28 protein-coding genes are annotated in these 24,836 nt (G+C 67.0%); 22 read left to right on the top strand and 6 right to left on the bottom strand.

Features of this window, described 5'->3' with window-relative positions:
• Positions 1-57 precede the first annotated feature (57 nt).
• Positions 58-207 carry a hypothetical protein gene (locus ASD37_RS31915; protein ID WP_200959735.1) on the top strand — a complete coding sequence of 50 codons (150 nt, stop codon included), beginning with the start codon at positions 58-60 and terminating at the stop codon, positions 205-207.
• 48 nt (positions 208-255) lie between these two features.
• On the opposite strand, the gene ASD37_RS01745 is transcribed toward ASD37_RS31915, so the two are convergent.
• Positions 256-1,005, bottom strand: coding sequence for an SDR family NAD(P)-dependent oxidoreductase (locus ASD37_RS01745; protein WP_056547153.1), 750 nt, complete (start codon positions 1,003-1,005; stop codon positions 256-258).
• Positions 1,006-1,192: 187 nt separating this feature from the next.
• Between ASD37_RS01745 and ASD37_RS01740 the strand changes: the two genes are divergently transcribed.
• From ASD37_RS01740 to ASD37_RS01730, 3 genes are all read left to right on the top strand, one after another.
• Positions 1,193-2,098 carry a LysR family transcriptional regulator gene (locus ASD37_RS01740; RefSeq protein WP_056547150.1) on the top strand — a complete coding sequence of 302 codons (906 nt, stop codon included), beginning with the start codon at positions 1,193-1,195 and terminating at the stop codon, positions 2,096-2,098.
• A 266-nt stretch (positions 2,099-2,364) separates the two neighbouring features.
• On the top strand, positions 2,365-2,907 hold the full coding sequence (locus ASD37_RS01735; protein WP_056547147.1) for a hypothetical protein: 543 nt from the start codon (positions 2,365-2,367) through the stop codon (positions 2,905-2,907).
• Complete coding sequence (locus tag ASD37_RS01730; RefSeq protein ID WP_056547142.1) at positions 2,904-3,890, top strand: NAD(P)H-quinone oxidoreductase; 987 nt, start codon at positions 2,904-2,906, stop codon at positions 3,888-3,890. The genes ASD37_RS01735 and ASD37_RS01730 overlap by 4 nt, the downstream gene beginning before the upstream one ends.
• Before the next feature lie 79 nt (positions 3,891-3,969).
• Here ASD37_RS01730 and ASD37_RS01725 read toward each other — a convergent pair whose 3' ends face one another.
• Complete coding sequence (locus ASD37_RS01725; protein ID WP_082569896.1) at positions 3,970-5,253, bottom strand: EAL domain-containing protein; 1,284 nt, start codon at positions 5,251-5,253, stop codon at positions 3,970-3,972.
• Between the two features lie 116 nt (positions 5,254-5,369).
• Here ASD37_RS01725 and ASD37_RS01720 point away from each other — a divergent pair, with 116 nt between their 5' ends.
• Positions 5,370-5,888, top strand: a complete 519-nt coding sequence (locus tag ASD37_RS01720; protein WP_056547136.1) for a nitroreductase family deazaflavin-dependent oxidoreductase — start codon at positions 5,370-5,372, stop codon at positions 5,886-5,888.
• 62 nt (positions 5,889-5,950) lie between these two features.
• Here the strand turns inward: ASD37_RS01720 and ASD37_RS01715 are convergent, their stop codons facing one another.
• The gene (locus tag ASD37_RS01715) at positions 5,951-6,934 is read right to left on the bottom strand and encodes an NAD-dependent epimerase/dehydratase family protein (protein ID WP_056547133.1); all 984 of its coding nucleotides are present in this window, start codon (positions 6,932-6,934) and stop codon (positions 5,951-5,953) included.
• 60 nt (positions 6,935-6,994) lie between these two features.
• On the bottom strand, positions 6,995-8,116 hold the full coding sequence (locus ASD37_RS01710) for an epoxide hydrolase family protein (protein WP_056547131.1): 1,122 nt from the start codon (positions 8,114-8,116) through the stop codon (positions 6,995-6,997).
• Positions 8,117-8,275: 159 nt separating this feature from the next.
• Between ASD37_RS01710 and ASD37_RS01705 the strand changes: the two genes are divergently transcribed.
• Together ASD37_RS01705 and ASD37_RS01700 are read left to right on the top strand one after the other, a co-directional pair.
• Positions 8,276-9,295 carry an NAD(P)-dependent alcohol dehydrogenase gene (locus ASD37_RS01705; protein ID WP_235567946.1) on the top strand — a complete coding sequence of 340 codons (1,020 nt, stop codon included), beginning with the start codon at positions 8,276-8,278 and terminating at the stop codon, positions 9,293-9,295.
• 94 nt (positions 9,296-9,389) lie between these two features.
• Complete coding sequence (locus ASD37_RS01700; RefSeq protein WP_082569895.1) at positions 9,390-9,842, top strand: DUF6636 domain-containing protein; 453 nt, start codon at positions 9,390-9,392, stop codon at positions 9,840-9,842.
• Here ASD37_RS01700 and ASD37_RS01695 read toward each other — a convergent pair.
• On the bottom strand, positions 9,808-10,158 hold the full coding sequence (locus tag ASD37_RS01695) for a hypothetical protein (protein WP_255354786.1): 351 nt from the start codon (positions 10,156-10,158) through the stop codon (positions 9,808-9,810). The two genes, ASD37_RS01700 and ASD37_RS01695, sit on opposite strands and share 35 nt — an antisense overlap.
• A 78-nt stretch (positions 10,159-10,236) precedes the next feature.
• Between ASD37_RS01695 and ASD37_RS31285 the strand changes: the two genes are divergently transcribed.
• From ASD37_RS31285 to ASD37_RS01635, 14 genes are all read left to right on the top strand, one after another.
• Positions 10,237-10,398, top strand: coding sequence for a hypothetical protein (locus ASD37_RS31285; RefSeq protein WP_200959734.1), 162 nt, complete (start codon positions 10,237-10,239; stop codon positions 10,396-10,398).
• 113 nt (positions 10,399-10,511) lie between these two features.
• Complete coding sequence (locus ASD37_RS01690) at positions 10,512-11,558, top strand: ABC transporter substrate-binding protein (RefSeq protein WP_056547119.1); 1,047 nt, start codon at positions 10,512-10,514, stop codon at positions 11,556-11,558.
• Positions 11,559-11,570: 12 nt separating this feature from the next.
• On the top strand, positions 11,571-12,614 hold the full coding sequence (locus ASD37_RS01685; protein WP_082569894.1) for an iron chelate uptake ABC transporter family permease subunit: 1,044 nt from the start codon (positions 11,571-11,573) through the stop codon (positions 12,612-12,614).
• A complete protein-coding gene (locus ASD37_RS01680) occupies positions 12,611-13,387 on the top strand; it encodes an ABC transporter ATP-binding protein (RefSeq protein ID WP_056547116.1) in 777 nt (258 codons plus the stop codon). Before ASD37_RS01685 ends, ASD37_RS01680 begins: the two co-directional genes overlap by 4 nt.
• 74 nt (positions 13,388-13,461) lie before the next feature.
• Complete coding sequence (locus ASD37_RS01675; RefSeq protein WP_235567945.1) at positions 13,462-14,637, top strand: MFS transporter; 1,176 nt, start codon at positions 13,462-13,464, stop codon at positions 14,635-14,637.
• Positions 14,638-14,696: 59 nt separating this feature from the next.
• Positions 14,697-14,843, top strand: a complete 147-nt coding sequence (locus ASD37_RS30760; RefSeq protein ID WP_235567944.1) for a DUF664 domain-containing protein — start codon at positions 14,697-14,699, stop codon at positions 14,841-14,843.
• A 223-nt stretch (positions 14,844-15,066) separates the two neighbouring features.
• Positions 15,067-15,705 carry a helix-turn-helix domain-containing protein gene (locus ASD37_RS01670; protein WP_162253213.1) on the top strand — a complete coding sequence of 213 codons (639 nt, stop codon included), beginning with the start codon at positions 15,067-15,069 and terminating at the stop codon, positions 15,703-15,705.
• A gap of 4 nt (positions 15,706-15,709) precedes the next feature.
• A complete protein-coding gene (locus ASD37_RS01665; RefSeq protein WP_056547107.1) occupies positions 15,710-17,356 on the top strand; it encodes an amidohydrolase in 1,647 nt (548 codons plus the stop codon).
• On the top strand, positions 17,353-18,501 hold the full coding sequence (locus ASD37_RS01660; RefSeq protein ID WP_056547104.1) for an ABC transporter ATP-binding protein: 1,149 nt from the start codon (positions 17,353-17,355) through the stop codon (positions 18,499-18,501). The genes ASD37_RS01665 and ASD37_RS01660 overlap by 4 nt, the downstream gene beginning before the upstream one ends.
• A 46-nt stretch (positions 18,502-18,547) precedes the next feature.
• Entirely contained in the window at positions 18,548-19,696 is a 1,149-nt protein-coding gene (locus tag ASD37_RS01655) for a PotD/PotF family extracellular solute-binding protein (RefSeq protein ID WP_056547101.1), read from the top strand.
• Complete coding sequence (locus ASD37_RS01650) at positions 19,693-20,652, top strand: ABC transporter permease (RefSeq protein ID WP_056547098.1); 960 nt, start codon at positions 19,693-19,695, stop codon at positions 20,650-20,652. Before ASD37_RS01655 ends, ASD37_RS01650 begins: the two co-directional genes overlap by 4 nt.
• Complete coding sequence (locus tag ASD37_RS01645) at positions 20,649-21,539, top strand: ABC transporter permease (RefSeq protein WP_235567943.1); 891 nt, start codon at positions 20,649-20,651, stop codon at positions 21,537-21,539. The genes ASD37_RS01650 and ASD37_RS01645 overlap by 4 nt, the downstream gene beginning before the upstream one ends.
• Positions 21,536-22,921: an FAD-binding oxidoreductase gene (locus tag ASD37_RS01640; protein WP_200959733.1), complete on the top strand. Its 1,386-nt coding sequence runs from the start codon at positions 21,536-21,538 to the stop codon at positions 22,919-22,921. The genes ASD37_RS01645 and ASD37_RS01640 overlap by 4 nt, the downstream gene beginning before the upstream one ends.
• 49 nt (positions 22,922-22,970) lie before the next feature.
• Positions 22,971-23,540 carry an HD domain-containing protein gene (locus ASD37_RS01635; protein ID WP_056547095.1) on the top strand — a complete coding sequence of 190 codons (570 nt, stop codon included), beginning with the start codon at positions 22,971-22,973 and terminating at the stop codon, positions 23,538-23,540.
• Between the two features lie 39 nt (positions 23,541-23,579).
• Here ASD37_RS01635 and ASD37_RS01630 read toward each other — a convergent pair whose 3' ends face one another.
• Positions 23,580-24,104, bottom strand: a complete 525-nt coding sequence (locus tag ASD37_RS01630) for a YbhB/YbcL family Raf kinase inhibitor-like protein (RefSeq protein ID WP_056547090.1) — start codon at positions 24,102-24,104, stop codon at positions 23,580-23,582.
• A gap of 170 nt (positions 24,105-24,274) precedes the next feature.
• Here ASD37_RS01630 and ASD37_RS01625 point away from each other — a divergent pair, with 170 nt between their 5' ends.
• On the top strand, positions 24,275-24,724 hold the full coding sequence (locus tag ASD37_RS01625; RefSeq protein WP_056547088.1) for a VOC family protein: 450 nt from the start codon (positions 24,275-24,277) through the stop codon (positions 24,722-24,724).
• The last annotated feature ends 112 nt before the right edge of the window (positions 24,725-24,836 follow it).

The following is a 24,836-nucleotide window of genomic DNA, read 5'->3' as shown; positions in this document are numbered from 1 at the left end:
TCGCACTCCGACACGCGCCGCCGGGACGTACCCGCGGGTCGACAAGGAGGACACCACATGACGATGCCCAGTGACGCCGCGGATGCCGTCGAGACCGCCGGATCCAATGAAGGTCCACGCGATCATGAAGGAGTCGACACCGAACACGGGGCCTACGTCGACGAAGACAACGTGCCCCATCCCGGTGACGCCAACGAGGTTGACTGACCTCGGGAGGGTCCGTCTCGGGCTACGTTTCATTGCGCGCCAAGCTGTTTAGACCTGAGCCATACCGCCGTCGATGGACAGTTCGGCACCGGTCATGAAACTGCTCTCGTCCGAGGCGAGGAACAGGGCACCGTTGGCGATCTCCTCGGGAAGCCCGAGACGGCCCATCGGGACGAGCGTGCTCATGTGGGTTCGCAGGGCCGCCGGATCTAGGCCAAAGTACTCGGCCTGCCCATCGATGATGAGGGTGTCGATCGGACCGGGACTGAGCACGTTGATTCGAAGCCCGCGGTCGCCAAACTCGGCCGCCCACGTGCGGGCGTAGGAGCGCACGGCGGCCTTCGCGGCGCTGTACGACCCTGACCCGGGGGCTCCCTTCACTGCTGCGATGGAGCCCAGCAAGACGATCGAACCGCCCGTTCGTAGAAGCGGCAGCACCTTTTGTACGGTGAACAAGGTGCCGCGGGCGTTGACGCCAAAGGTGCGGTCGAAGTGTTCCTCGGTGACGTCCTCGAGATTCGAGCGCTCGATGCTCCCTGCATTTGCGACGACCACGTCGAGGTGCCCGCTCTCCTGACTGATGACGTCGACGACCGAGACGAGATCGTCCTGAACCGTCACGTCCGAGGCGATTGCGGTGACCCGTCCCTCGATCGACGCTGTCGCGGCGTCTAGGACTTCCTGCCGTCGGCCCGTGATGAAGACGTGCGCACCTTCGATTGCAAACCTTTGAGCTATGGCCAGACCGAGGCCCGTGCTGCCGCCGGTGACGAGGGCAACCTTGTTTGCGAGACGCATGCTTTCTCCTTCAATCGAGACCGAGAAGTTCGGTCCTATTGCGTTGGCTGACCATGCTTTTGACGCCCGGCGTCACAGGTGTGCTCCATGGCCGTGTTCCACGGTAGGACCCCGTCAGACATAGAGACAAATAGTGGCAATGCATACTTGGCATTGACATTCCCTATGCCAGCCAAGGTGGATTCACGTGAACCTGCGCCAGTACGAGTACGCCCTCGCCGTCGCCGACGAGGGCTCCATGACCGCGGCGGCAGAACGCCTACGGGTCACTCAGCCCTCGCTGTCCCAGCAGATCGGCACCTTGGAGAAGCATCTCGGCGTGCAGCTGTTCACCCGCACGCCGAGCGGGGTCACCGTGACGGTGGCCGGGCGGGCTTTCCTCGCGGAGGCGAAGATCGCGACGACCGCTTCCCGGCGTGCCATCACGGCCGCCCGGGCCGCCAGCGGGGAACTGGCAGGCGAACTCATCATTGCCGTCCACATGGGCCTCGGAGCGCGCCAACTGCCGCAAGCCTTGGGGCAGTTGCGCAAACGCCACCCGAAGCTGCAGGTGACTCTCCACGAAGAGCCCGATCCCGCCGACATGGAGCGGCTGCTCCGCCAGGGAACGCTCGACATGGTCCTCGTGCACCGCATCCCCGCCGGGTGCGCCTTCGACTCTCACCCTCTAGGCGAGGAAACCTACGTCGCCGTCGTGCCGAAGGGACACCCACGACTCTTGAGCGGAGCCGCGCTGCGCCTGGAAGACCTGGCCCAGGAGGGGTGGGTCCGATTCCGGCACACCAGCCTTCTCGACGATTACCTAGCCCGCCTGCTCGCCGCCGCGGGACTGAGCCCGCACACGGTGGCTCGGGCGTCACAGATTTCCACTGCGGTGCGGCTCGTGGCGCAGGGGTTGGGTGTCACCGTGGTCCCGGCCTCGGCCATCCCCGAGGGCTTCGAAGAACTTGCCTGGCCGCTGTCGCCCACTCTCACCGAGCCCGTACTCGTCGGCGTTCGGCGCAATCCGGGTGCGGCCGAGATGGCCATGCTCAATCAACTCGACCAGCAAAATTGGTGTGGCACAGATCTTCTTGGCCGCGCAACAGTGTGAGAGCTGGCGCAACAGTGTGAGAGCTGGCGCTACGTCACCGTGTCAACACCTGGGGCGCAGCCTCTCGTTCGCCCACGCCCCGTCCACACTTGCCCCAGGGTTCATGAAGGGCTCGCCGACGAGCGCCGCGTTCGTCGCCGACACCGCGAGTTACGGCTAGCACCACCCGGAAGGTCATGTCAGCGCCATTGTCGGCACGACCGCGTCGCAGACAAGCTTGTCGAAACCGAAGGGCCAAGGCCCAGAAGCTACGACAGGAGCAGCACATGAGCACCGCAGTTCGCGACGACCTGGTTCTCTCCCATGCGGAGATCACCGCTGAGGTGGAGGCACCGTTCGATCGCGTCGACATCGCCCAGTGGCTGAAAACCCTACCGACGCATGAATATCAGCGCTGCGCACCGGGCGATCACAAGGCGGCCGGCTACACGGTCGACGACGACGGCACCCCGATGTCGATCAACGTCGAGATGATCGGCACTGGATTGGTGGTGCAGCAATACCGGTTCGAAGTGGCCGAAGCCCACTACTGCAAGATGGTGTCGATCTCCGACATCCTCACCCCGGCCGGATGGACGACGACGCAGGTCATCTGGGAACTGCGCATGGAGCAGATCGACGGCGACCGGTGCCGCTACACCAACACGGTGACTTCTCACCCCACCGAGGCGTTCCTGAAGTTCATCGCCGAGCAGGGGCAAACCTTCGGCGAGGCAGCCGAAGCCCGGCAGGACGCTTCGGGCCGGCATTGCGCGGTCGAGACGCCGCTCTACGCACAGAGCATCGCCCGCTGGGCGACGGCGCGATGAGCTCGGCGGTCCTGTTCGACGAGCCTGGCCCGCCGGAGGTACTGCGCTGGCGTTCGGTCGAGAAGTTGCGGCCCCGCGACCACGAGGTGGTCGTCGACGTGGCGGCGGCCGGGGTGAACAACGCCGACCTGTTGCAGCGCCGCGGGCACTACCCCGTGCCGTCCTGGGCTCCGCGGCCGTTGGGCCTGGAGTGCGCAGGCACGATCAGCGAGGTCGGATCGGACGTGACGACCTGGTCGGTAGGCGACCAGGTGTGCGCGTTGCTCGACGGCGGAGGTTACGCCGACGAAGTTGCCGTTCCGGCAGCACAAGTCATGCCAATTCCGCACGGCCTCAGCATGATCGAGGCGGCCGCCATTCCAGAAGTGGCGGCCACCGTCTACTCGAACCTTGCCATGATCGCCGGACTGACCAAGGGTCAGACGGTGCTGATCCACGGCGCTGGCGGTGGCATCGGCACCTTCGCCATTCAATGGGCGACGGCCATCGGGGCACACGTCATCACCACGGCCGGCAGCGACGCCAAGGTGCAGGCGGGCCTCGACTTGGGCGCGACGACCGCGATCAACTATCACGACCACGACTTCGTCGCCGCCACCATGGAGGCCACGGGCGGCCGTGGCGTCGACGCCATCCTGGACGTGGTGGGCACGGACTACTTCGTGCGAAACCTCGAATGTCTTGCCGCCGACGGGCATCTGGTGATCATCGGCGGTACGACCAGCCCCGCCCGTCTCGACATCGGCTACCTGATGTCCAAGCGCGCCAGCGTCTCCGCGACGATGCTTCGCGCCCGTCCCCTGCATCAGAAGGCCGACATCATCGCCGGAGTGACCCGCGACGTCCTGCCCATGTTCGCCACCGGCGCGGTCCGCGTCGTCGTCGACACCGTCGTCCCCATCGCGGAGGCGGCGCGCGCCCACCAACTGGTGGAATCCAAGCGCACGGTCGGCAAGGTCATTCTCGACAATCGACGAACCTAGCGAGGTCTGGCACCCGAGGGGCCGCGAACCGACCGGGTACTTTCGTTCGAGCCGTGCTCTCGTTGGCCACACCGCCGGGCTAGGACACTCTCGCCAACATGTTGCACGCGGCCGCGGCCACGATGGCACGGTCGTAGGTGATGACGAAGTCGAAGCGGCGATCTTCGTCACGGCCGGTCTCGTCGTTGCCATGGTGTTCGCGGGCGATCAGCGCGACCGCCATGTGGGGTCCCAACGCCAACACGGTCCATTCCATGGCCAGGGCGTCCGTCGGCTCCAGCGCTATCCCGCGGACACCGGATCCAAAGTCAGCGGGCATGTTCGCTCCGAACACCGCGACCATCGACGAGCGGGCGGCAAGTTCGCGGTATGCGTGACGGGTACGCCCGGTGAAGTGCTTGGCATGCTGCAACGCCGTCAACAGAATCGGCGGGTCGGTCGCGTCGTGGGCCTGGCTTTCGATGTGGCGGGAGAACGCCGTCAGCGTCAGCTTCCTGGCAGTGCGGATCGTCGCCCGATCTCGAACCAGGTCGAACGGTGAGCCCGACGCGAGCCCACGCCCAGGCGGTCGGGTGGGAAGCGACCAACCTGCACCGACGGGATAGTGGGCCATCGCACCAGGGCGCCCGAACTTGTACCCCTGCCCGAGCGTCGCCCCGACGGCCAACGCCTGTTCCAGATGGTCGTCGGTTTCGATGCCCTCCGCCAGAATCAGCGCCCCGCTGCGCTCGTGGTGTGCCAGGACGGCCGACAGTGTTCGCGCCTGCGCGTCGTCCGGTTGCGACTGAACCAACCCCATGTCCAGCTTCACCACGTCGGGCGCAATCACGTCCAGTAGTGCCAGCGAGTCTGGATGTGCGCCTACGTCGTCCAGCGCGATCCCGAAGCCGTCGGCGCGTAGCGCGGCGACCTTCTCCAGCAGCGCGCGGGGACGGGCGAGCAGGCTCCGCTCGGTCAGTTCGAACATCAACTGCAATTCGGCGCGCCCGCGCTTGAGCACCTCGTTCTGCGCCCGGTCGACCATCGTGCTCGAGGGCTCACAGTTGATGCACAGCAACGACTTTCGAGTCAGTCCTTGTGCCAAGGCCCCGGTGATGGCGGTGTCGATGCACAAACGGTCGAGCTCGTCGACGCGGTTGAGGGCCGCGGCCCGAGCGAACACCACCTCTGGACCCAAGCCAGTCGACTCGGGCCACCGAGCCAACGCTTCGAAGCCCACGACCGCCCCGTCGGGCAGCGCCACGATCGGCTGAAAGGCTGACGAGAGACCAACCCCACGAATGGCGGCGTCCACCTGCGCAGGTGAGGCACGCCCACGATGGTGGCGCTGTGAGGCGCCGGTGTCACGAATCTCTACGGACATCCCCGCCACCCCTCCACCACTCCCCTGCAACCTACCGTGCCAAGGGAAAGGCCGGGCGCAGCAGCAATTCGGCGAAGCATGCGCGGCCCGCCGCCCCTGAGATACCGTCGCCAACCATGGGCATCCCCGAGGTCGAACCCACGGCGCCGTCGCCGTTGTTCAAGGCAGGCGCCAAGCTGATGAGCACCGACGCCGCCCGCCGATTCCTCAAGCGCTACGGCTGGCGCGTCGACCGTGCCGTCATCAAGCTGACCAACGGTCATGTGTCGATGTCCCTGGTACTCCCCGAGGTACTGCTCACCCATACCGGCGCGAAGACGGGCAAGCAGCGCAGTACGCCGCTGACGTACTTCACCGACCGCGGCCGGGTCATCACGATCGCCTCCAACTACGGCGGCGAGCACCACCCCTCCTGGTACCACAACGTGAAGGCGCATCCCCGGGTCACGCTGACGGCACGCGGCTACACGGGCACCTTCGTCGCCGAGGAGACGACCGGTGCGGAACGAGACCGGTTGTTCGGCCTCGCCAAGCAGTTCGTGCCGAACTACGCCGACTACGAGAAGATGGCCGGCGGCAGGTGCATTCCGGTGGTGGCGTTCACCGAGACAACGCAGAATTCGACGCCCGCTTAGCGACCGAAGCGGAACCCGCTCCACTGCAACGCCTTTGCGCAGCGTCACGGCTTCCCATGGAGTCAGTCGACGGCACCGGCCAACGCGGCCAGGGTCTCCGCAGCGGTATGCAGCGGCTGCCACCCGAGCTGATCCTTGGCCTTGCTGGTGTCCATCACCGTCGAGGCGCGCCCCGCGTGCAACCACTCCAGCGCCGACGGCACGAACGGCAAGCGCGCCAACACCTCCGACGTGACGACCGCCGCGGCGCGCGGCACCTTGATCGGCCGGGCCCCCAGTGCCCGGCCGACGTCGGAGAACGTCAGCAGTCCGTCGCCGGCGATGTTGTATGCCCCGGGCGGCGCAGTCGTGGTGGTCACCGCCAAGGCAATCGCCGAGGCGACGTCGTCGTGGTGCACCAACTGGACCGGTGTGCCGGGGTCCGGCATCAGCGGTTTCAGCACGGGCACGGCCTGCGTGAGGCGACGCACCGCCCCGGGCAGGCGGTTCCACGGAAGGGCCTCGGCCAGGGCGGGGGCCTTGGGGCCGGCGACGATGCAGGGCCGCAGCACGTACACCTCCAGCGAGGAGCCAGCGGTGGCCTCGGCGAGCACCTCCTCGCACGCGGCCTTCTGCTCGGAGTAGTAGTGCTCGGGCGTGCCGCGCGTCGGTACGTTCTCGGTGATGGGCACCGGGTTGTCGGGGTGGTAGCCGTACGCGGCCACCGACGAGGTGTAGACGAGGCGGCGCGGCCCACCGGCGACGGTGGCCTCGAAGACGTTGCGAGTCCCAGCCAGGTTGACCTTGGCGCTTTCCTCCCGCGTGCCCATGATGACGAAGGCGAGGTGCACGACCACGTCGACGTCGGCGACCAACGCGTCGACCGCATCCCTGTCCAAGACGTCGCCTTGGCGGTACACGGTCTTCGTCCACCCGCGTTCGGCCGGATCGAAGGGCCGCCGGGCCATTCCGACGATGTGTGTGACGTCGGGATTGGCCTCGAGCGCCTCGATCGTCGATATCCCAATCTCACCGGTCGGCCCGGTCACTGCGACGCGAAGTGCCATGGCGACAGCTGTTCCCAGCTCGGCACGCGGTAAAACGTGGTCGCCCCACAGTGCTGACGGTCAGCGGAAGAGTCGGAAGAACCCGCGCACCTGCTCGACCAACGACTCCGGCTGCTCCAGCGCAGCGAAGTGGCCGCCGCGTGGCATCTCCTCGAACCACCGCAGGTCGGTGAACCGCAGCTCGGCCTCCCGTCGCGAGGGGCGCGCGAGGTCGTAGGGGTAGATCGACAGACCGGACGGCGCGGTCACCATGCCCCGGAAGCTGGTGAAGCTCTCCCAGTACAGGCGTGCCGAGGACGTGGCCGACGCGGTGAACCAGTAGGTCGAGATTTCGTCGAGGATCTGTTGCCGCGTCACCGCGTCCTCGGGGTGCCCGTCGTTGTCCGTCCACGCCCAGAACTTCTCAGCGATCCAGGCGGCTTGGCCGGCCGGTGAGTCGGTGAGGCCGTAACCGAGCGTCTGCGGTCGCGTCGACTGCTGCCCCGAGTATCCCCGGCCGGTGCGCTGAAACTCCTTGACGGCGGCGAGATTTGCTTGTTCCGCAGGCGTCGGGTCGTCGAAGGTACCCTGCGGCGCGGCCGCCATGTTGAGGTGCACCGCGGCGACCCGCTCCGGCGCCACCTCCCCCAGTGCGCCGGACACCGCAGAACCCCAGTCACCGCCCTGCGCGCCGTAGCGCTCATAGCCCAGCGACACCATCAACGCGTCCCACGCCCGCGCGGTGCGCTCGACGCCCCACCCCGTCGTCGACGGCTTGTCACTCCACCCGTAACCGGGCAGAGACGGGGCGACCACGTGGAACGCATCGGCCGGGTCCCCGCCGTGCGCCCGAGGGTCGGTCAGCGGGCCTAGAATGTCCAGGAACTCGAGTACCGAACCGGGCCACCCATGCGTAAGCACGAGCGGGAACGCATCTCGCTCCGGCGAGCGGACGTGCACGAAGTGGATTCCCAGCCCGTCGACGGTGTCGCGGAACTGAGGAAAGGCGTTGAGCCGCTTGACGAATCCGAAGTCGTAGTCTTCGGCCCAGGTGCGGCAGAGCTCTTGGGCGTACGCCAGCGGCAAGCCTTGTGACCAGTCGTCCACCGGCTCGGGCTCGGGCCACCGCGTCCGCCGCAACCGGTCACGCAGGTCTTCGATCTCGGCGTCGGTCACGGTGACCTCGAACGGCTCGGCGACCACGGCGGCTCCCTTCGTCGATGCAACCCCGGATCCACGCTAACCGACCGCCACGTGGACGCTGAGCCGACCGGCCTCCCGACGCCAACATCGTGGAGTCGGGAATAGATCGGTTCCGCCGCCCATTCCGAACGGCAGGGGGATCGGCAACAAGGAGTCTGGATGACGCAGATGAGGCGCCGGGAAATGGACGCCATCGGTCGCGACCAACTGACGCTGAGGGAGGTGCCCGTCCCGCAACCGGGCCGCGGCGAGGTGCTGCTACGAGTGGCAGCCGTCGCACTGAACTACCGCGACAAGATGGTGGTGGAGAACGGCAGAGATCTTCCACTCGCGTTCCCCTTCACGCCCGGCTCCGACCTGGCAGGCACCGTTGTCGCCCTGGGAGACAACGTCGCTCGGTTCGACGAAGGGGACCGCGTCATCTCGACGTTCACCCCGGACTGGGTGGACGGACTGCGCCCAGGCGATGCCCGCACCCCGGCGTACCGCACCCTCGGCGGCTTCTACCCCGGTGTACTCGCGGAGTACGTCGCAGTCCCCCAGGAATGGCTGGTCCCGGCGCCGAGAACCCTCGGCGACGCCGAGGCGGCGACGCTGCCCTGCGCCGGGCTGACGGCATGGTTCGCGCTGGCCGAGCGTGGCCACGTGCGGCCCGGCGAGACGGTGCTGGTGGAGGGCACCGGCGGTGTGGCGTTGTTCGGCATTCAGATCGCCAAGCTGCATGGTGCGCGCGTGATCGTCTCCGGGAGCGCGGACAAGCTCGAACGCGCCCTGGCCCTTGGCGCCGATCACGGCGTCGACCGTCGACGAGAGGACTGGGTCGAGGCCGTACTGGCCGCCACCGGCGATCACGGCGCCGATCACGTGATGGAACTCGTCGGCGGTTCGCACCTCGGGCAAGCGATTCGGGTCACCGCGGTCGGCGGTCACGTCTACCAGATCGGAGCACTCGACGGCTTCGAAGTGTCCGCTCCGGTGATGCCGTTGATGCTCAAGGACATCACCATCCACGGCATCGCCACCGGCCATCGCCGCGCCCTCACCCGACTGGTCGACGCCGTCGACCGAACCGGGCTCACTCCGGCGATCGACACCCGCTACCCACTGACCGAGCTGCACGCGGCACTCGACCACCTCGATCGCGGCGCCTTCGGCAAGATCGTCGTCGAGTTCGGGTAGGCCCCTCGAGCATGTCCCGCAAGCTAGTTGACGTCTCCCCCGCAACCGCGGCGATACGTCAGCAAAGCGGCACCGCATCTGACATTGTGTACCCGTGCCACAGCCCGCCGTTCGCCGCCGCCGCTCCCTACGATGGCTCGCCACCGCCGCACTGACGGTGGCCGCCAGCGTCGGCGCCACGCTGCCGGTCGCGGCGGCGGACACCCCGATTTGCCCGCAGGTCGGCGCATTCTGCGCGTTCTACTCGCCGACACACCGCATCGACTGCGAGGTCAACACGGGTGGCCGGACGGGTCCCGATTCGGTGTACTGCAAGACTCTCGAGCCTGCCCAGTCGGCGTCGATGGACGACCACGGAACCGTCACGACCTGTTCTGGCCAATCGTGCGTGGGCAACGCCGCCGAAGGCACCCCGACGCTGGCATACGGCCAGACGGTGTCGCTGGGACCGTTCCAGTGCCTCTCCGAACGGACCGGAATGACCTGCACGGCGGCGCACGGCCGCGGATTCGTCATCTCGACGGCAGGCGTGAAGTCCGTCGGGTGACGGCGGGCATGATCGCCGCCAACGTCGACGTCGACGCGTCCACGATGGCCGCCAAATCGGTGTCGTCGTCGGCGGCCAGCCACCGCCGATAGGCCGTCTGGAACACCTGAATCCCCACCCGCGCAGCGAGTTCGGCCGCGTGTGGCTCGACTCCGCGCTGCCGTGGGGTTTCGCCGAACGCGTCGGACATCTGCTGTTGCTTGTTCAGCTCGCGCTCGAGCAGCTCCGGGTTCGACGTGATCATGGCGTCGCGTCGTCGCTGAGAGTCTCTCGGCCCCAAGCCTTCCCAAACGAATTCCACCAGGACACGCAGCACGACCGCCAGGGGTTCGGAGACGTTCGGGGCGTCGCGGATTCCCTGCAGGAGCGCGGTCCGCAGTAGGTCGGCGTCGACGTGGTCCCGTCGGCTACCAAGTTCGTCAGAAGCACCCTGCCCAGCGCGTATCAGGTGCCGATCGCCCGCACCGTCCCGCTCGAAGACGCGATCCCGGCGCTGACCGAACTGGAACTGAACCACTTACCACGGGGCGGCAAGCTGATCATCACGATGCACTGACGCGATCCACCTGCAGCGGCCGTAGAAACCCCGCCACACACGACAGGTAAGGTAAGGCTTCCTTCAATGCGGGCCGTTGCCGCGGTCCGCTTCGAGTTGATCCAGGGGATACCGTGTCGTTGCGAAGTCGCGCGCTCCGTTGCTGTGCCGTCGCGCTGCTCACCGTCACCGCCGCCACGGCGTGCGGCGCGTCGGAGAAGGTCGAGATGGCGTCTCCGACCGGGGCGGGTGACGGCAAGACCACGTACCCGCTGACCATTGAGAACTGTGGAATAGCAGAGACTTTCGACGCCGCGCCGTCACGGGTGGTCTCTCTGGATCAGGGGTCGACGGAGTTGATGCTGTCGCTCGGGCTGGCCGACCGGCTGGTTGGCACCGCCTCGTGGACCGACCCCGTGCGGCCGAACCTCGCGGAGGCGAACTCGCGGGTCCCCCGGCTGGCAGACAATGCCCCGACCTACGCGGCGGTCATGGGGACCAATCCCGACTTCGTCACGGCGTCGTTCGGGCGTCACCTCAAGGAGCAGGGCGGCGTCGCGACCCGCGCCCGCTTCGCGGAGACCGGGATTCCGACCTACCTGTCCCCTACAGACTGCGACGGCAACCAGTCGATCAACGGCGGCGGCAAGCGCACCAAGCCGCTCACGATCGATTCCCTGTATCAGGAGATCACCGAGTTGGCCGCGATCTTCGACGTGCCCAGCCGGGGTGAGAAGCTCGTCGGCGAGCTCAAACAGCGCGTCGACGCGGCGACCGCCACGATCCAACGATCGGACCGAACGGTGGCGTTCTGGTTCGCCGACACCAAGACCCCATACATGGCCGGGGGCGTCGGCGCACCACAGGTGCTCGCCGAAACCGTCGGCGTGAAGAACGTGTTCTCCGACGTCGACGACGACTGGTCCGCCGTCACCTGGACCTCGGTGGTCGAACGCAACCCACAGATCGTCGTCCTCGGAGATCTCGCACGCGACCGCTTCCCCGGTGACCGACTCGACGACAAGAAGCAGTTTCTCGCCTCGGACCCCGTCACCGCCACACTGCCGGCGGTCGTCGCACAGCGATACGTCTCGCTGCACGGCGCGGAGATGAACCCGTCGATCAGCATCGTGGACGGCATCGAGAAGCTGGCGGCGTGGCTCAAAGAGAATCCGCGATAGGCCCTATCTCAGATGACGATTCGGGCCGCAGCAGAGCGGCGACCAGTCCTCGTGACGGTGGCGTTACTGGCCACCGGCGTGCTCGCGCTGGTGTTGTCCATGCTGGCCGCGGTGTCACTCGGCGGTGAAGGGGTCACCGTCGTCAACGTTCGCGACATCCTGTCCAATCACCTCAACCTGACCGACATCGCGGTTCTCACCTATAAGGACGTCATCGTCTGGCAGGACCGGATGCCACGGTCGGTGGTCGCGGCCGCGGTCGGCGCCGGGCTCGCGATCTGTGGCGTGATCCTGCAATCGCTGCTACGCAATCCGCTGGCCGATCCATTCCTGCTCGGCATCTCCTCCGGCGCGTCCACCGGTGCCGTCCTGATCGGCATCCTCGGACTGGGTGGTTCGGTGATCGGCCTGTCCGGCGGCGCCTTCATCGGCGCCCTGGTGTCGTTCGGCACGGTCCTGTTGCTGGCCCAGCTGGCCGGGGGTAGCACCGACCGAGTCATCCTCGCCGGCATCGCGATGACCCAGTTGTTCTCGGCGCTAACGTCATTCGTGATCTTCGCGTTCGCCGACTCCGACGAGACCCGTGGCGTGCTGTTCTGGATGCTCGGATCCCTTGAGGGCGTCCGGTGGGACGACGCCTGGCTGACCGCGACCGTGACGCTGGCCGGTCTGGCGTGCTGTTGGGCCGCGGCTCGCGCGCTGGACGCCTTCACCTTCGGTGACGAGGTGGCCGCGTCACTTGGCATTGCGGTGACCCGGGTTCGCGGCGGGTTGTTGATCGTCACGGCGTTGATCACTGCCGCGTTGGTGAGCGTCGCCGGCGCGGTGGGCTTCGTCGGCTTGATCCTCCCGCACGCCGCACGGTTCCTCGTCGGACCGGGACACGCTCGGCTCGTTCCGGTGAGTGCGCTACTGGGCGCAACATTTCTGGTGTGGGTGGACGCGTTGTCGCGGGTGGCCTTTCACCCCACGCCGCTCCCCCTCGGTGTCGGAACCGCGCTGATCGGCGTCCCGGCCTTCGTCGCGATCATGTTCAACCGCAGGGGCAGAGCGTGACGCTGAGCGCCGACCGGGTCAGTTGGGACCGCGGCGGCACCCTCGTCGTCGACGGGATCAGCGTGCGGCCCAAGCAAGGGCAAACCGTCGGGCTGCTCGGACCCAACGGATCGGGCAAGTCGTCGCTGCTGCGCCTGCTGTCGGGATTCGTCGCGCCGACCTCGGGCGTGGTCGAGCTCGACGGACGGGACATGTCCGGCATCCGACGCCGCGACGTCGCCCGCAGGGTGGCGGTGGTGGCCCAACAGGTCGACACCGACGTCGACGTGTCGGTCGCCGCGATCGTGCGGCTCGGTCGGCTACCCCATCACGGTGCCTTTGGTGCCAACCGCTCCTCCGACGACGAGGCCGTCGCCGCAGCGCTCGCCCACACCGGGCTCGCCGACATGGCGGATCGACTGTGGCACCGACTCTCTGGCGGTGAGAAGCAACGTGTGCAGATCGCCAGGGCGCTGGCGCAGGAGCCGCGCGAGCTGCTGCTCGACGAACCGACCAACCACCTCGACATCCACCATCAGCTCGAATTGATGTCGCTGGTGTCCCGACTGCCGATCACGTCGATCATCGCGATCCACGATCTGAATCTGGCCGCGATGTTCTGCGATCACCTGATGGTTCTGAAGGACGGGCGCGTCGTCGCCGCGGGCGCACCGCGCGAGGTGCTCACGGAACAGCTCGTCTCCGACGTCTACCGCGTCCGCGCCGAGGTCGACGACACCGCGACCGGCCTGCACATCCGATTTCTGCCGGGTGGCCTCGGCTCGCCCGAATGACGGACGCCGCGCAGCGGCCAGCCGGACTGGTCCGCGGATTTCGTTGTGCGACAACCACAGTACGGCTGCTCGTTTTGACGCAGCTCGCGTTCAACGTCGGGTTCTTCATGGTGCTCCCGTACCTGTCGGTGCACCTGAGCTCCGACCTCGGGCAGGCGACGGCCGTGGTGGGCGTCGTGTTGGGACTGCGGACCGTCTCACAACAGGGCATGTTCTTCGTCGGCGGGGCGATCGCCGACCGCATCGGCACCAAACCGGCCACGGTAACCGGGTGCGCGGTCCGGGTGGTAGGACTTCTCACCTTGGGGATGAGCCCGTCGGTGGCCGGCGTCGCGGTCGGCGCGGCACTGACCGGGTTCGCAGGGGCGCTGTTCTCACCCGCCGTGGAGGCCGCGCTGGCCCGGGCCTCGGACACCGGCCGGGACACGTCGTCGACGGCGCGGCTGGACGCATTCGCGTTGTTCAACGCATTTGGCCAGATCGGCGCGTTCACCGGCCCGCTACTCGGGGCGCTGCTGCTGCGGGTGGACTTCGCCGCGGTGTCGGTCACCGGGGCGGCGGTGTTCGTCGTGATCGGATTGGCCCACCTGAGGTGGCTGCCCAACGACCGGCCCGCGGCCGTCGACCGGGCAATCCTCAAGGCGTTCGGTTCAATCGCGCGCAACCGGGCCTTCCTGGGCTTCGCGACGGTAATGGCCGTGCAGCTGGTCGCCTACAACCAGCTCTACCTGTTGCTGCCCCTGGAACTCGACCGCGGCTGGGGGGATCAGGAACCCCTCGGCATCCTGCTCGCCGCGTCCTCCGTGGTCATCGTCATCGGGCAGTTTCGCGTCGCCGCGTGGACGGGCCGCCGTGCCGTTCGCACGGCGCTGAGCGTCGGGCTGATCGTGACGGCGCTCGGAGCAACGGCGGCGGCGATTGCGACGGCAGTGGGCGGGCGCCCCGCCGTCCTCGCCGGCACCGCGGCCTTCGTGTTGTTCCTGGCAGTCGGCCAGATGATCATCGGGCCCGCGGCCCGAGCGGCGATCCCCACCTTCGCCAACGAACGACACCTCGGCTCCTACTACGGCATGTACGCATCCATCGGCGGAATCATGGTGCTGCCTGCCTCGGCAGGTCTCGGTGCAATCGTCGACGCCGTGCCCGACACCGCCGCCGGGCGGTCGGCGCCCTGGCTTGCGACGGCCGCCGTCCTGGTTCTCGCCGCCGGACTCGTGGTGCGGGTCGGAGGTCGCCGGCCGGTCGTCTAGGGCATGGCGACCGCGCCGCGGGCGACCGCCAGCAGGCCTGCGCGACGGCGCGGACCACGGTGGCCGATCTTCCGTTGGACGACGTCGTCACCGGCCATCGTGGTAGCCCATGCAGGGTGCACTGGGTGTATCTCCAGGTCCTGCGGGAGCTGGCCCACCATTGCGGACACGCGGACATCCTCCGCGAGCAGATCCGCGCGGGCTGAGTCGTCGACGGGTCACTTTCGCGAATATGACTGTCCTCGAACGCATTTGACCGGCACACCGCCAAGCTCTCGACAGGACGGCATTTCGGTCGTGTAAACAGTTCGCCCTAATTCGTCCGTTCTGTTGCGAGACCTCACAGGTAGCCCTACGGTTCCCCAGTAAGCAATCCGTTAAGTGACTCTTAACGAAATGAGGCAAGTGTTTTCTGATCCCGTGGTGGCCGTGCCCACGACCGACGGTGCCGCACGCGCGATGCTCGGTGGACGGCTGCGTGCCGCCCGCGAGCGCGCCCGGCTGTCCACTCGGGACCTGGCCGCCAGGGCGGGGGTGAGCGCGGGCTTCATCAGCCAGCTGGAGAACGGCAAGTGCGGCGTCTCCGTCAGCGTGCTCAAACGCATCGCCGCCGCGGTGGGCATCTCGGTCGCCGATCTTCTCTCCGACGAAGCTCCCGTCTCGAGACCCGTGCTGCGGGCGCACGAGAGGCCACTGTTCTCCAGTGACGGCGGATTACAAAAGCTACTACTGTCGCGGCCGCCGATCCGCCAACTCGAGGTCTACGAAGGCACATTCGAAGTGGGCGGGTCGACCGGGTCGGAACCGTACGCCCACGACGACGCCCAAGAACTCTTCTACGTGCTCACCGGTCACATGGAGATCTCGATCGGCTCCGAGACACTCATCCTCGGCCCCCGCGACAGTGTCGAGTACCTCTCGTCGGTACCCCACCGAGCCGTGAACATCGGCGCCGCACCCGCCCAGGTCATGTGGATCACGTCGCACTTCACCCCGCCGATTGACACCAACCCGCTCAAAGCGCCCATGAGTCAACACATTTCGTCCACCAAACCCACCGAGGACTGACACCATGACCGACCGCCTGCTGATCACCGGAGGCCACGTCTTCACCCCCGCCGGAATCGTCGAGGAACCACTTCTCGTCGAGAACGGCGTCATCACCGCAATCGGCGCGGACGCGCTCGCCGCAACCGGCGCCGTCGAGATCGACGCCGCGGGTGGCCTCGTCGCCCCCGGCTTCCAGGACTGCCACATCCACCCGTACCACGCAGGCCTCGACATGATCGCGTGCGACCTGACCCCGTACGACACCGCCGACGGCTACCTCGAGCGCATCGCCGAATACGCGGCGGACAACCCCGAACTGCCCTGGATCAGTGGCGGCGGCTGGTCGATGGACTCGTTCCCCGGCGGGCTGCCGACGGCCGCGGCTCTGGACGCGGTCGTCCCCGACCGGCCGGCGTACTTCCCCAACCGCGACGGTCACGGCGCGTGGGTCAACACCAAGGCGCTCGAGATCGGCGGCATCGACGATTCGACGCCCGATCCGTTCGACGGTCGCATCGAACGCGACGCCGACGGCCATGCGATCGGCACGCTCCAAGAAGGTGCCATGGCACTCGTCGCCCGGCACATCCCACTGGCGACTCAAGAGGACCTCGACGAAGCCCTGACGATCGCGCAACGCCAACTGTTCGCGTGGGGCGTGACCGCGTGGCAGGACGCCATCGTCGGGGGCACGAACGACACCCCCGACACACTCGACTCGTATCTACGGGTCACCGCGTCCGGAGTGCTCAAGGCGTACGTGGTCGGAGCGCTCTGGTGGGACCGCAATCGTGGCCTGGAGCAGATACCCGAGCTCGTCGAGAAGCGCGAACGCGCCCTGGCGGCCGGATTCGCCGCCACCACCGTCAAGATCATGCAGGACGGCGTCGCCGAGAACTTCACGGCCGGGATGCTCGAGCCCTATCTCGACTCGTGCGGCTGCCCAGGGGAGAACACGGGCAAGAGCTTCGTGGACCCGACCACGCTCATCGAGATCGCCACGCAGCTCGACGCACTCGGCTTCCAGCTGCACTTCCACGCCCTCGGCGACCGAGCCGTCCGCGAGTCGCTCGACGCCATCGAAGCGGCCCGGAAGGCCAACGGAGACAAAGACCTTCGTCACACCCTGGCCCACATTCAGGTGGTCCACCCCGACGACGTCCCCCGGTTCGCCGAGCTGGGCGTGGTCGCCAACATGCAGCCACTGTGGGCCAGGCACGAGGCCCAGATGGACGTTCTGACGATCCCCTTCCTCGGCACCCGCCGAGCCGCCTGGCAATATCCGTTCGGCTCGCTGCACCGAGCAGGAGCGCCGCTGGCCTCGGGCAGCGACTGGCCCGTGAGCACGGCGAACCCGTTGGAGATCATCCACACCTCCGTCAACCGGGCCCCGGCGGGAGCCACGGGAGCGTCCGCGTTGCCGTTCCTCGGCGAGCAGGCACTATCGCTGGCCGACGCCCTGATCGCACACAGCCTGGGCACCGCCTACCTCAACCACGACGAGGACCGTTCGGGGAGCATCGAAGTCGGCAAGGCGGGCGACATCGTCATCCTCGACAGGGACATCTTCGCCGCGCCCGTCGCCGAGATCGGTTCGGCCACAGTCGCCTACACGATCATCGGCGGCGAAGTCGTCTACGACGCGACCTCGGCGCTGGTGTCGGCATGAGCACCGTCGACATGACCGCCCCGGCCACCACCGCGCCCAGTTCGACGGCCGGATCGGTCGAACTGCGCTCCCTCACCAAGACGTACGGATCGGCCGTCGCGGTGGACAACCTCAGCCTCGACGTGCAGCCCGGTGAGTTCCTCAGCCTGCTCGGGCCCAGCGGATGCGGCAAGACCACGACGCTGCGGATGATCGGTGGATTCGAGTTCCCCGACGACGGCTCCATCCAGATCTCGGGTCAGAACGTCGAGAACCTGCCACCACACAAGCGCCCGGTAAACACCGTCTTCCAGGCATACGCCCTGTTCCCCCACATGAAGGTCGCCGACAACGTCGCCTACGGTCTGCGCCGGTCGGGAGTAGCCAAGGCGGACATGGCAAGCCGGGTGAGTCGGGCGCTGGAGATGGTGCGGATGACCGCCTACGCATCTCGAAAGCCTGCGCAGCTCTCCGGCGGCCAACAGCAACGCGTCGCATTGGCGAGGGCCCTCGTGAACCGCCCCGCCGTGCTGCTGCTCGACGAACCGATGAGCGCCCTCGACCGGAAGTTGCGGGAGGAGATGCAGGTCGAACTCAAACTGCTGCAGCACGAACTCGGCACGACGTTCGTCTTCGTCACCCACGACCAGGAGGAGGCGCTGTCCATGAGCGATCGGGTCGCCGTGATGAAGGACGGCCGAATCGAGCAGATTGGCACTGCCTCAGACGTTTACGACTCGCCCGAGTCGTCGTTCGTGGCGGGCTTCATCGGCAGGCAGAACTCCTTCGCGGGGACGATCGCGTCCTTCGACGCCGACGGTGTGCGCGTGCGCACCAAGGGCATGTCGCTGCAATCCTCGCGCCCGACCAAGGGCAGCGTGCCCGCCGCCAGCGGCGCCGAGGTCAGCGCCGCGATCAGGCCGGAGTCGGTGGTGGTGTCCAGCGCGGCGGTGTCGGATGCGGCGTCCGACGAATCGGTCAACTCCGTCACGGGCACACTGCTCGGGGTCTCCGAACTCGGCCACAGCCTGCAGCTGGTCATCCACACGCCGAGTGACGACCAGATCCTCGCCCGTCTCCCCCGCGCCGCCAACCCACCCACCGAACTCGGATCGCCCGTGCTGTGCTCATGGTCGGCAGACGCCGTCCGGATCTTCACCTCGTAATCCGCTCTCCGCCATCGTCTCACCAACTCGACCTGGAGGTCCCGTCATGACACAGCAACCCCACATCCGCGCTCTCGTTCCCGAGGCACTGAAGAGCTCACTGTCCCGTCGAGGCTTCCTCGGCGGAACCGCGGCGCTCGGCGTGGGCGCCTTCCTCGCCGCGTGCTCCAATTCGTCCGGGGGCGGTGGCGGCGCGTCGTCCGACGGTCTCAACATCTACACCTGGGGCGAGTACGACGACCCCGCCGTACTGACCGACTTCACCGCGGCCAAGGGCCCCAAGATCACCGTCGACTCCTACGGATCGAATCCCGAGATGATCGCCAAACTCAGTGCGGCGAAGGGCACCACGGGCTTCGACATCTGCGTGCCCACCCACTCGAACGTTCAACAGATGGTGACCGGCGGGCTGCTCACCGAGCTCGACCACTCCAAGCTGCCGAACATGAAGAACCTCAACGCAAAGGTCGTCGACACCGAGTTCGACCCCGGCAACAAGTACAGCGTGTGCAAGGACTGGGGCTCGACGGGCTACGTCTACGACACCACCGTCATCAAGCGCGACCTGAAGTCGTGGGCGGACTTCCTCGACGCCGCCCAAAAGGAAGCCTCGGGCAGCATGTCGCTTCTCGAAGACCAGAGCGAGGTGGCGTACACCTACTTCTGGGCCAACGGAATCGACGAGAACACCACCGATCCCGCCCACATTGCGGCGTATCGCTCCTTCATCCTCGACAAGATCGCACCGCACGTGCAGGCCTTCGAATCGTCGACGAACGCCTCGATCTCCTCGTCGGCCCGCGCGTTGATTCATTGCTGGAACGGCGACGGCCGCCTCGGGATGCTCGCCAACCCGGAACCGGATCGCTACAAGTGGGTCTGGCCCTCGGAGGGTGCAAACCTGTGGCAGGACAACTGGGCAATCGTCAAGGGCGCGCCGCACGAGGACGCCGCCTACGAGTTCATCAACTACGTTCTCGACCCGACCGTGTCCCTCAAGGAACTCACCTACATCGGCTACAACACTGGTGTCGAAGGCATCCAGGAAGCGGCCATGAAGGCAAACATCAAGCGACCCGACATGGTGTTCATCAGCGACGCCATCATGTCCAAGCTGGTCTACAGCCAGTTGACGTCGGCGGACGGCACCATCATCGGCATCTACGACGAGCTCAAGGCCGCGGCGGGCAAGTGACCACCTTGGAAGACCGGGCGGCGCCGACACCCGGGACGGTCGACGTACCGCCTGCGCGCCGGCGGTTGCGTTCCCCCAAAGGTCTTGGGGCGCTGCCGATCAGCGTGTGGATGCTGCTGTTCTTCATCCTGCCGTTCGGCTTGGTGGTCTGGTACAGCTTCGGCTACAAACCAGGCATCTACGTCACCCACGCCAACGACGTCCTCTCGTTCGACCGCTACGGCCAGGCCGCCTCGCCGGCCTTCTTCGCGATCTTCGTCCGGACGTTGAAGATCGCCGTCACGGGGACCGTCATCTGCCTGATCATCGCGTTTCCGATGGCCTATTGGATGGCCGTCAAACTGGCACCGAAGTGGCGCGGCATCGTGCTGGCCCTGATCCTCATCCCCTACTGGACCAACTTCCTGGTGCGCACCATCGGATGGCAAATCTCGCTCAGCCCAGAGGGTTTCGTGTCGAAGGTACTGCAATGGGCCCATCTGACCGACGGCCCGCTGCACGTCCTCTACACCTCGTCCGCGGTTCAGCTCGGCGTGGTCTACAACTACCTGCCGCTGATGATCCTTCCGCTGTACGTCGCGCTGGAACGCCTCGACCCGAAACTGCTGGAGGCCAGTCGTGACCTCGGCGGCACGGTGTGGAGCACGTTCTGGCACGTCACCATTCCACTGTCCATGCCGGGCGTGACCGCCGGAATGCTCCTGGTCTTCGTTCCGCTGATGGGCGACTACATCACCCCGACGGTTCTCGGCGGGGCCAGCGGCAGCATGGTCGGCCAGATGGTGGCCGCCCAGTTCCAGAGTGCCCAGAACTGGGCACTCGGTTCGGCGATGGCGGTCTTGCTCATGGTGGCGATCTTTGGCACAAGCGCCGTGGTCGGTGCCGCCCTCAAGGTTGTCGGTGCCATCGCCAATGCCGTGACCTCTCTGAAACTGCCGCTCAAGGAGAATGCGTGACCGACACCGCGTCCGTATCGAAACCGGTTCGCCGGCGAAGGATCAGGCCTGGCGACGCCCTGCTGAACGTGTGGGGCATGCTCGGACTGCTCTTCCTGTTCTTCCCGATCGTCGTCATCGTGGTGTTCTCGTTCAACACCGGGCGCACCCTGCAGATGTTCGAGGGGTTCGGCGTCGACGCCTACGTCGCCGCAATGAACAACCCGGCAATCGTCAACTCGATCACCGTCTCCTTGATCACCGCTGCGGGCACCGCCGTGGTCGCCACCCTGCTTGGCACCTTCGCAGGCATCGCGTTGACCCGGCGCCCCGGCTGGTGGGCACCGGGACTACTCGTCCTCCTGGGTCTGGTGATGGTCACGCCTGAGATCGTCAGCGCGATATCGCTGCTGCCATGGTTCGTCACACTCGGCGTCGACTGGGGCTTCTCCGGTTTCAACATCGGTCAGGTGCGCCTCATCATCGCCAACTCGCTGTTCGCCAGCGCGGTCGTCACCTTCATCGTGCGGGCCCGGATGACCGGAATGAACGAGTTCCTCGAGGAAGCCGCCGCCGACCTGTACGCCCCACCGTTTCGGCGGTTCACCGACATCACGCTTCCGCTGATCCGTCCCGCCGTCATCTCTGGTGCGCTGCTTGCGTTCACGCTGAGCCTCGACAACACAGTGGTGTCGTCCTTCGTGTCGGTCGCAGGCTCGACACCGTGGCCGGTGTACATCTTCGCGTCCCTGAAGGCGTCACTGCGGCCGGACATCGCCGCGATGTCGACGCTGATGCTCGCACTCACCCTGATCGTCCTCGCCGTCGCCGCCCTGATCCTCCGGCGCGACCCGACGGGTGAGGGCGGTGGCGCCGCAGGCCTGACGAGTGCGATGGTGGGTCGATGAGCACCGCACTGACCAACGGCAAGGTGTCCTTCTGGTGGGACAGCATCGGGCAGGAGCCGGCGCGACCGTCACTTCCGGGTTCCACCCAGGCCGACGTCTGCATCGTCGGTGCCGGGTACACCGGGCTGTGGACCGCCTACTACCTCAAGAAGGCGGCGCCCCAGCTGCGAATCGTGGTGTTGGAGCAGCGCTTCGCGGGATTCGGGGCGTCGGGCCGCAACGGTGGCTGGCTGACCAACGAAATCACCGGTGGGCGCGGGTCCTACCTGAAGTCACACGGCCGCGAGGCCGTGGGACGGCAACAGACCGCGATGAACGACACGGTCGACGAGGTCATCCGCGTCACCCGTGACGAGAACATCGAGTGCGACGTCGTCAAGGGTGGCGAGTTCACGGTTGCCACGAACGCCGCCCAGCAGACCCGCCTGCTGCACGCCGTCGACGAGGCCCACTCCTGGCCGATGACCGACGTCGAACTCCTCAGCGCGGCTGAGGCGACGGCTCGGATCAACGTGCGCGGCACGACCGGCGCGATGTGGCATCCGCACTGCGCGAGACTGCACCCGGCGAAGCTCGCCGCGGGACTGGCCCGCGTCGTCGAGTCGTTGGGTGTCGAGATCTACGAGCAGACACGGGTTTCCGAGATTCGCCCGCACGAGGCGGTCACGGCGGCCGGCACCGTCACCGCCGACACCGTCGTCAGGGCCACCGAGGGATTCACCGCCCAGATCGACGGCCTTCGGCGCACGTGGCTGCCGATGAACTCCTCGCTGATCGTGACGGAGCCACTGTCCGCCGAGGTCTGGGCCGACATCGGTTGGAGCGGCTACGAGACTCTCGGCGACCAGGCCCACGCCTACATGTACGCCCAGCGCACGGCGGACGACCGCATCGCCATCGGCGGACGGGGCGCGCCCTATCGATACGGCTCGGGCACCGACGTCGACGGGGCTACCGACCCGAAAACCGTTGGGCTACTTCGTGACATCCTCGTCCGGTTCTTCCCGGCGACGGCAGGGGCGGCGGTGGAGCACGTCTGGTCGGGTGTCCTCGGGGTACCGCGGGACTGGTCGGCGACGGTGGGGCTCGACCCGTCGACCGGGCTCGGCTGGGCAGGCGGTTACGTCGGCACCGGCGTCACGTCGACCAACCTCGCCGGACGCACCCTGCGTGACCTCATCCTCAAGACCCCGTCGGCACTCACCGAGCTGCCGTGGGTGAACCACCGGGTACGCAAGTGGGAGCCGGAGCCACTGCGATACATCGCCGTCCAGGCCATGTACAAGGCCTACTACGCCGCCGACCGGGCAGAGCTACGCGGTCGGGCCACCACGTCGCCGATCGCCACGGCCGCCGACCTCGTCTCAGGCCGCGGCCACTGACTGCTTCGGCACTACGGTGGACGGAGAAGTTCGTCGAGAGGAACGACCCGTGAGCACTCAGACGCGCGCCACCTACCGCACGATGTCCGAGGGCACCGCGCAGGACTACGCCCTCATCGACCGCGCGGAGGAGGCGAACAACGCCGGGCTGGTGCCCCGTGTCCTCAGCCTGGTGGAGGCTCTCGCCGACGGTCAGCAGGCCTACCCAATCAGCCGACTCGACCACTCACTGCAGTCGGCCACCCGAGCCGTCGACGACGGACGTTCGGACGGGTACGTCGTCGCCGCACTGATACACGACGTCGGTGACACCTACGCACCGCATGCCCACGGCGCCTTCGCCGCCTCGGTGATCGCGCCCTACGTATCCGAGCAAATGGCCTGGATCGTCAAGGTGCACCCCGAGTTTCAGCAGTACTACTACGCCCCTCACATGGGTGGCGTGCGCGACGCCCGCGAGAAGTACCGCGGACACCAATGGTTCGACGACTGCGTGGAGTTCTGCGAGAAGTACGACCAGAACTGTTTCGACGTGGACTTCGAGCACCGCCCGCTCGACTTCTTCCGACCAATCGTCGAACGAGTCTTCGCCCGCGAGCCCTGGACTGCCACCGACTGACGCATGGCTTCGCGGCACGACACAGCCGCGACGGCGAAGTCACCGTTCGTAGACACCCTGGATCACGGCGCGGGCGATGGCCGCGGTGAACAGTTGGAAACCAAGGTAGGCCGGCGTGGAATCCGCGGTGACGTCCAACTTCTCGACGCCGACGGCGTGCACGGCCACGTAGTAGCGGTGAGGACCGTGGTTCTTGGGTGGCGCCGCGCCGACGTAGCGCCGACGGCTCGCGTCGTTGGCCAACGTGACCGCCCCGGCGGGCAAACTCATCCGGTCGCCGTCGCCCGCGCCGGCGGCCAGCTCGGTCACGGTGACCGGCAGCTGGGCCACCGCCCAATGCCAGAACCCCGAGGCGGTCGGCGCGTCGGGGTCGAACACGCTGACCGTGAAGCTGCGTGTGTCCTCGGGAAAGCCCGACCAACTCAACTGTGGTGACACGTCACCTCCCCCGGCGCCCAGAATGCCGCCCACCTGTGCGGTGGGCAGTTGGCCGCCGTCGACGAAGCTCTGCGACGTCAACGTGAAGGTCGGCAGCTTCGGCAACGCGTCATAGGGAGAGCCCATCGGATTCTGTCCGTTCGATCTCGGCCTGCGCCCCGCAGATCGAGGCCCACTCACCCTGTCATCGCAAAACGGCAACGCCCATCGCACGGAAGGCCATGTTTAGGCGCTCAACCAGTGCCGACCACTGGCTGTGGCAGGTTGGTGTGGCCGCTGGCGCCTAGGCTCGAAGTATGGCTTTGGTGCATGCAGTGGCACATACGGGGATCACGGTCCGTGATCTCGATGCTTCCGTGAGCTTCTGGTGCTCGGTGCTGGGCGCTCAGCTCGAGCGACAGTTCACCTTGGGCGGGGCATTCGCGGCAGAGGTGACCGGGGTGCCGCAGGCGCGAATCAGGGCTGCGGTTGTGAACCTTGCCGGACATCACCTCGAACTCTTGCAGTATGAGGGTCCGGTCGACCGCGAGACGGTACGGTCGCGCCCCTGCGACGTGGGCTCATGGCATCTTGCGGTGGAGGTGAGCGACATCCACGCCGTTGTCGGCGAATGTGAGCGGCATGGCTGGTCTGTTGCGGGCAGCGTGCAGACCATGTCCGACGGGCCGCGCCAAGGAACCCGATTTGCCTACTTGCACGATTCCGACGGTGCGACGTTGGAGCTCATCGCCCCACCATCAGACTGACCGGCGACAACCCATCGGCCTCGGAGGGAACTCACTCGCCGACGCGGACAGTTGACTTGACCAAGAACTCGCGGCCCCCCTGGCGTGGCGATCATCTCGGCGACTCCCAACC

The organism is Mycobacterium sp. Root135 (assembly GCF_001426545.1).
Lineage (GTDB): Bacteria > Actinomycetota > Actinomycetes > Mycobacteriales > Mycobacteriaceae > Mycobacterium.
The sequence above is the reverse complement of the archived record's forward strand: the minus strand, read 5'-3'. Positions and strand labels throughout refer to the sequence as shown.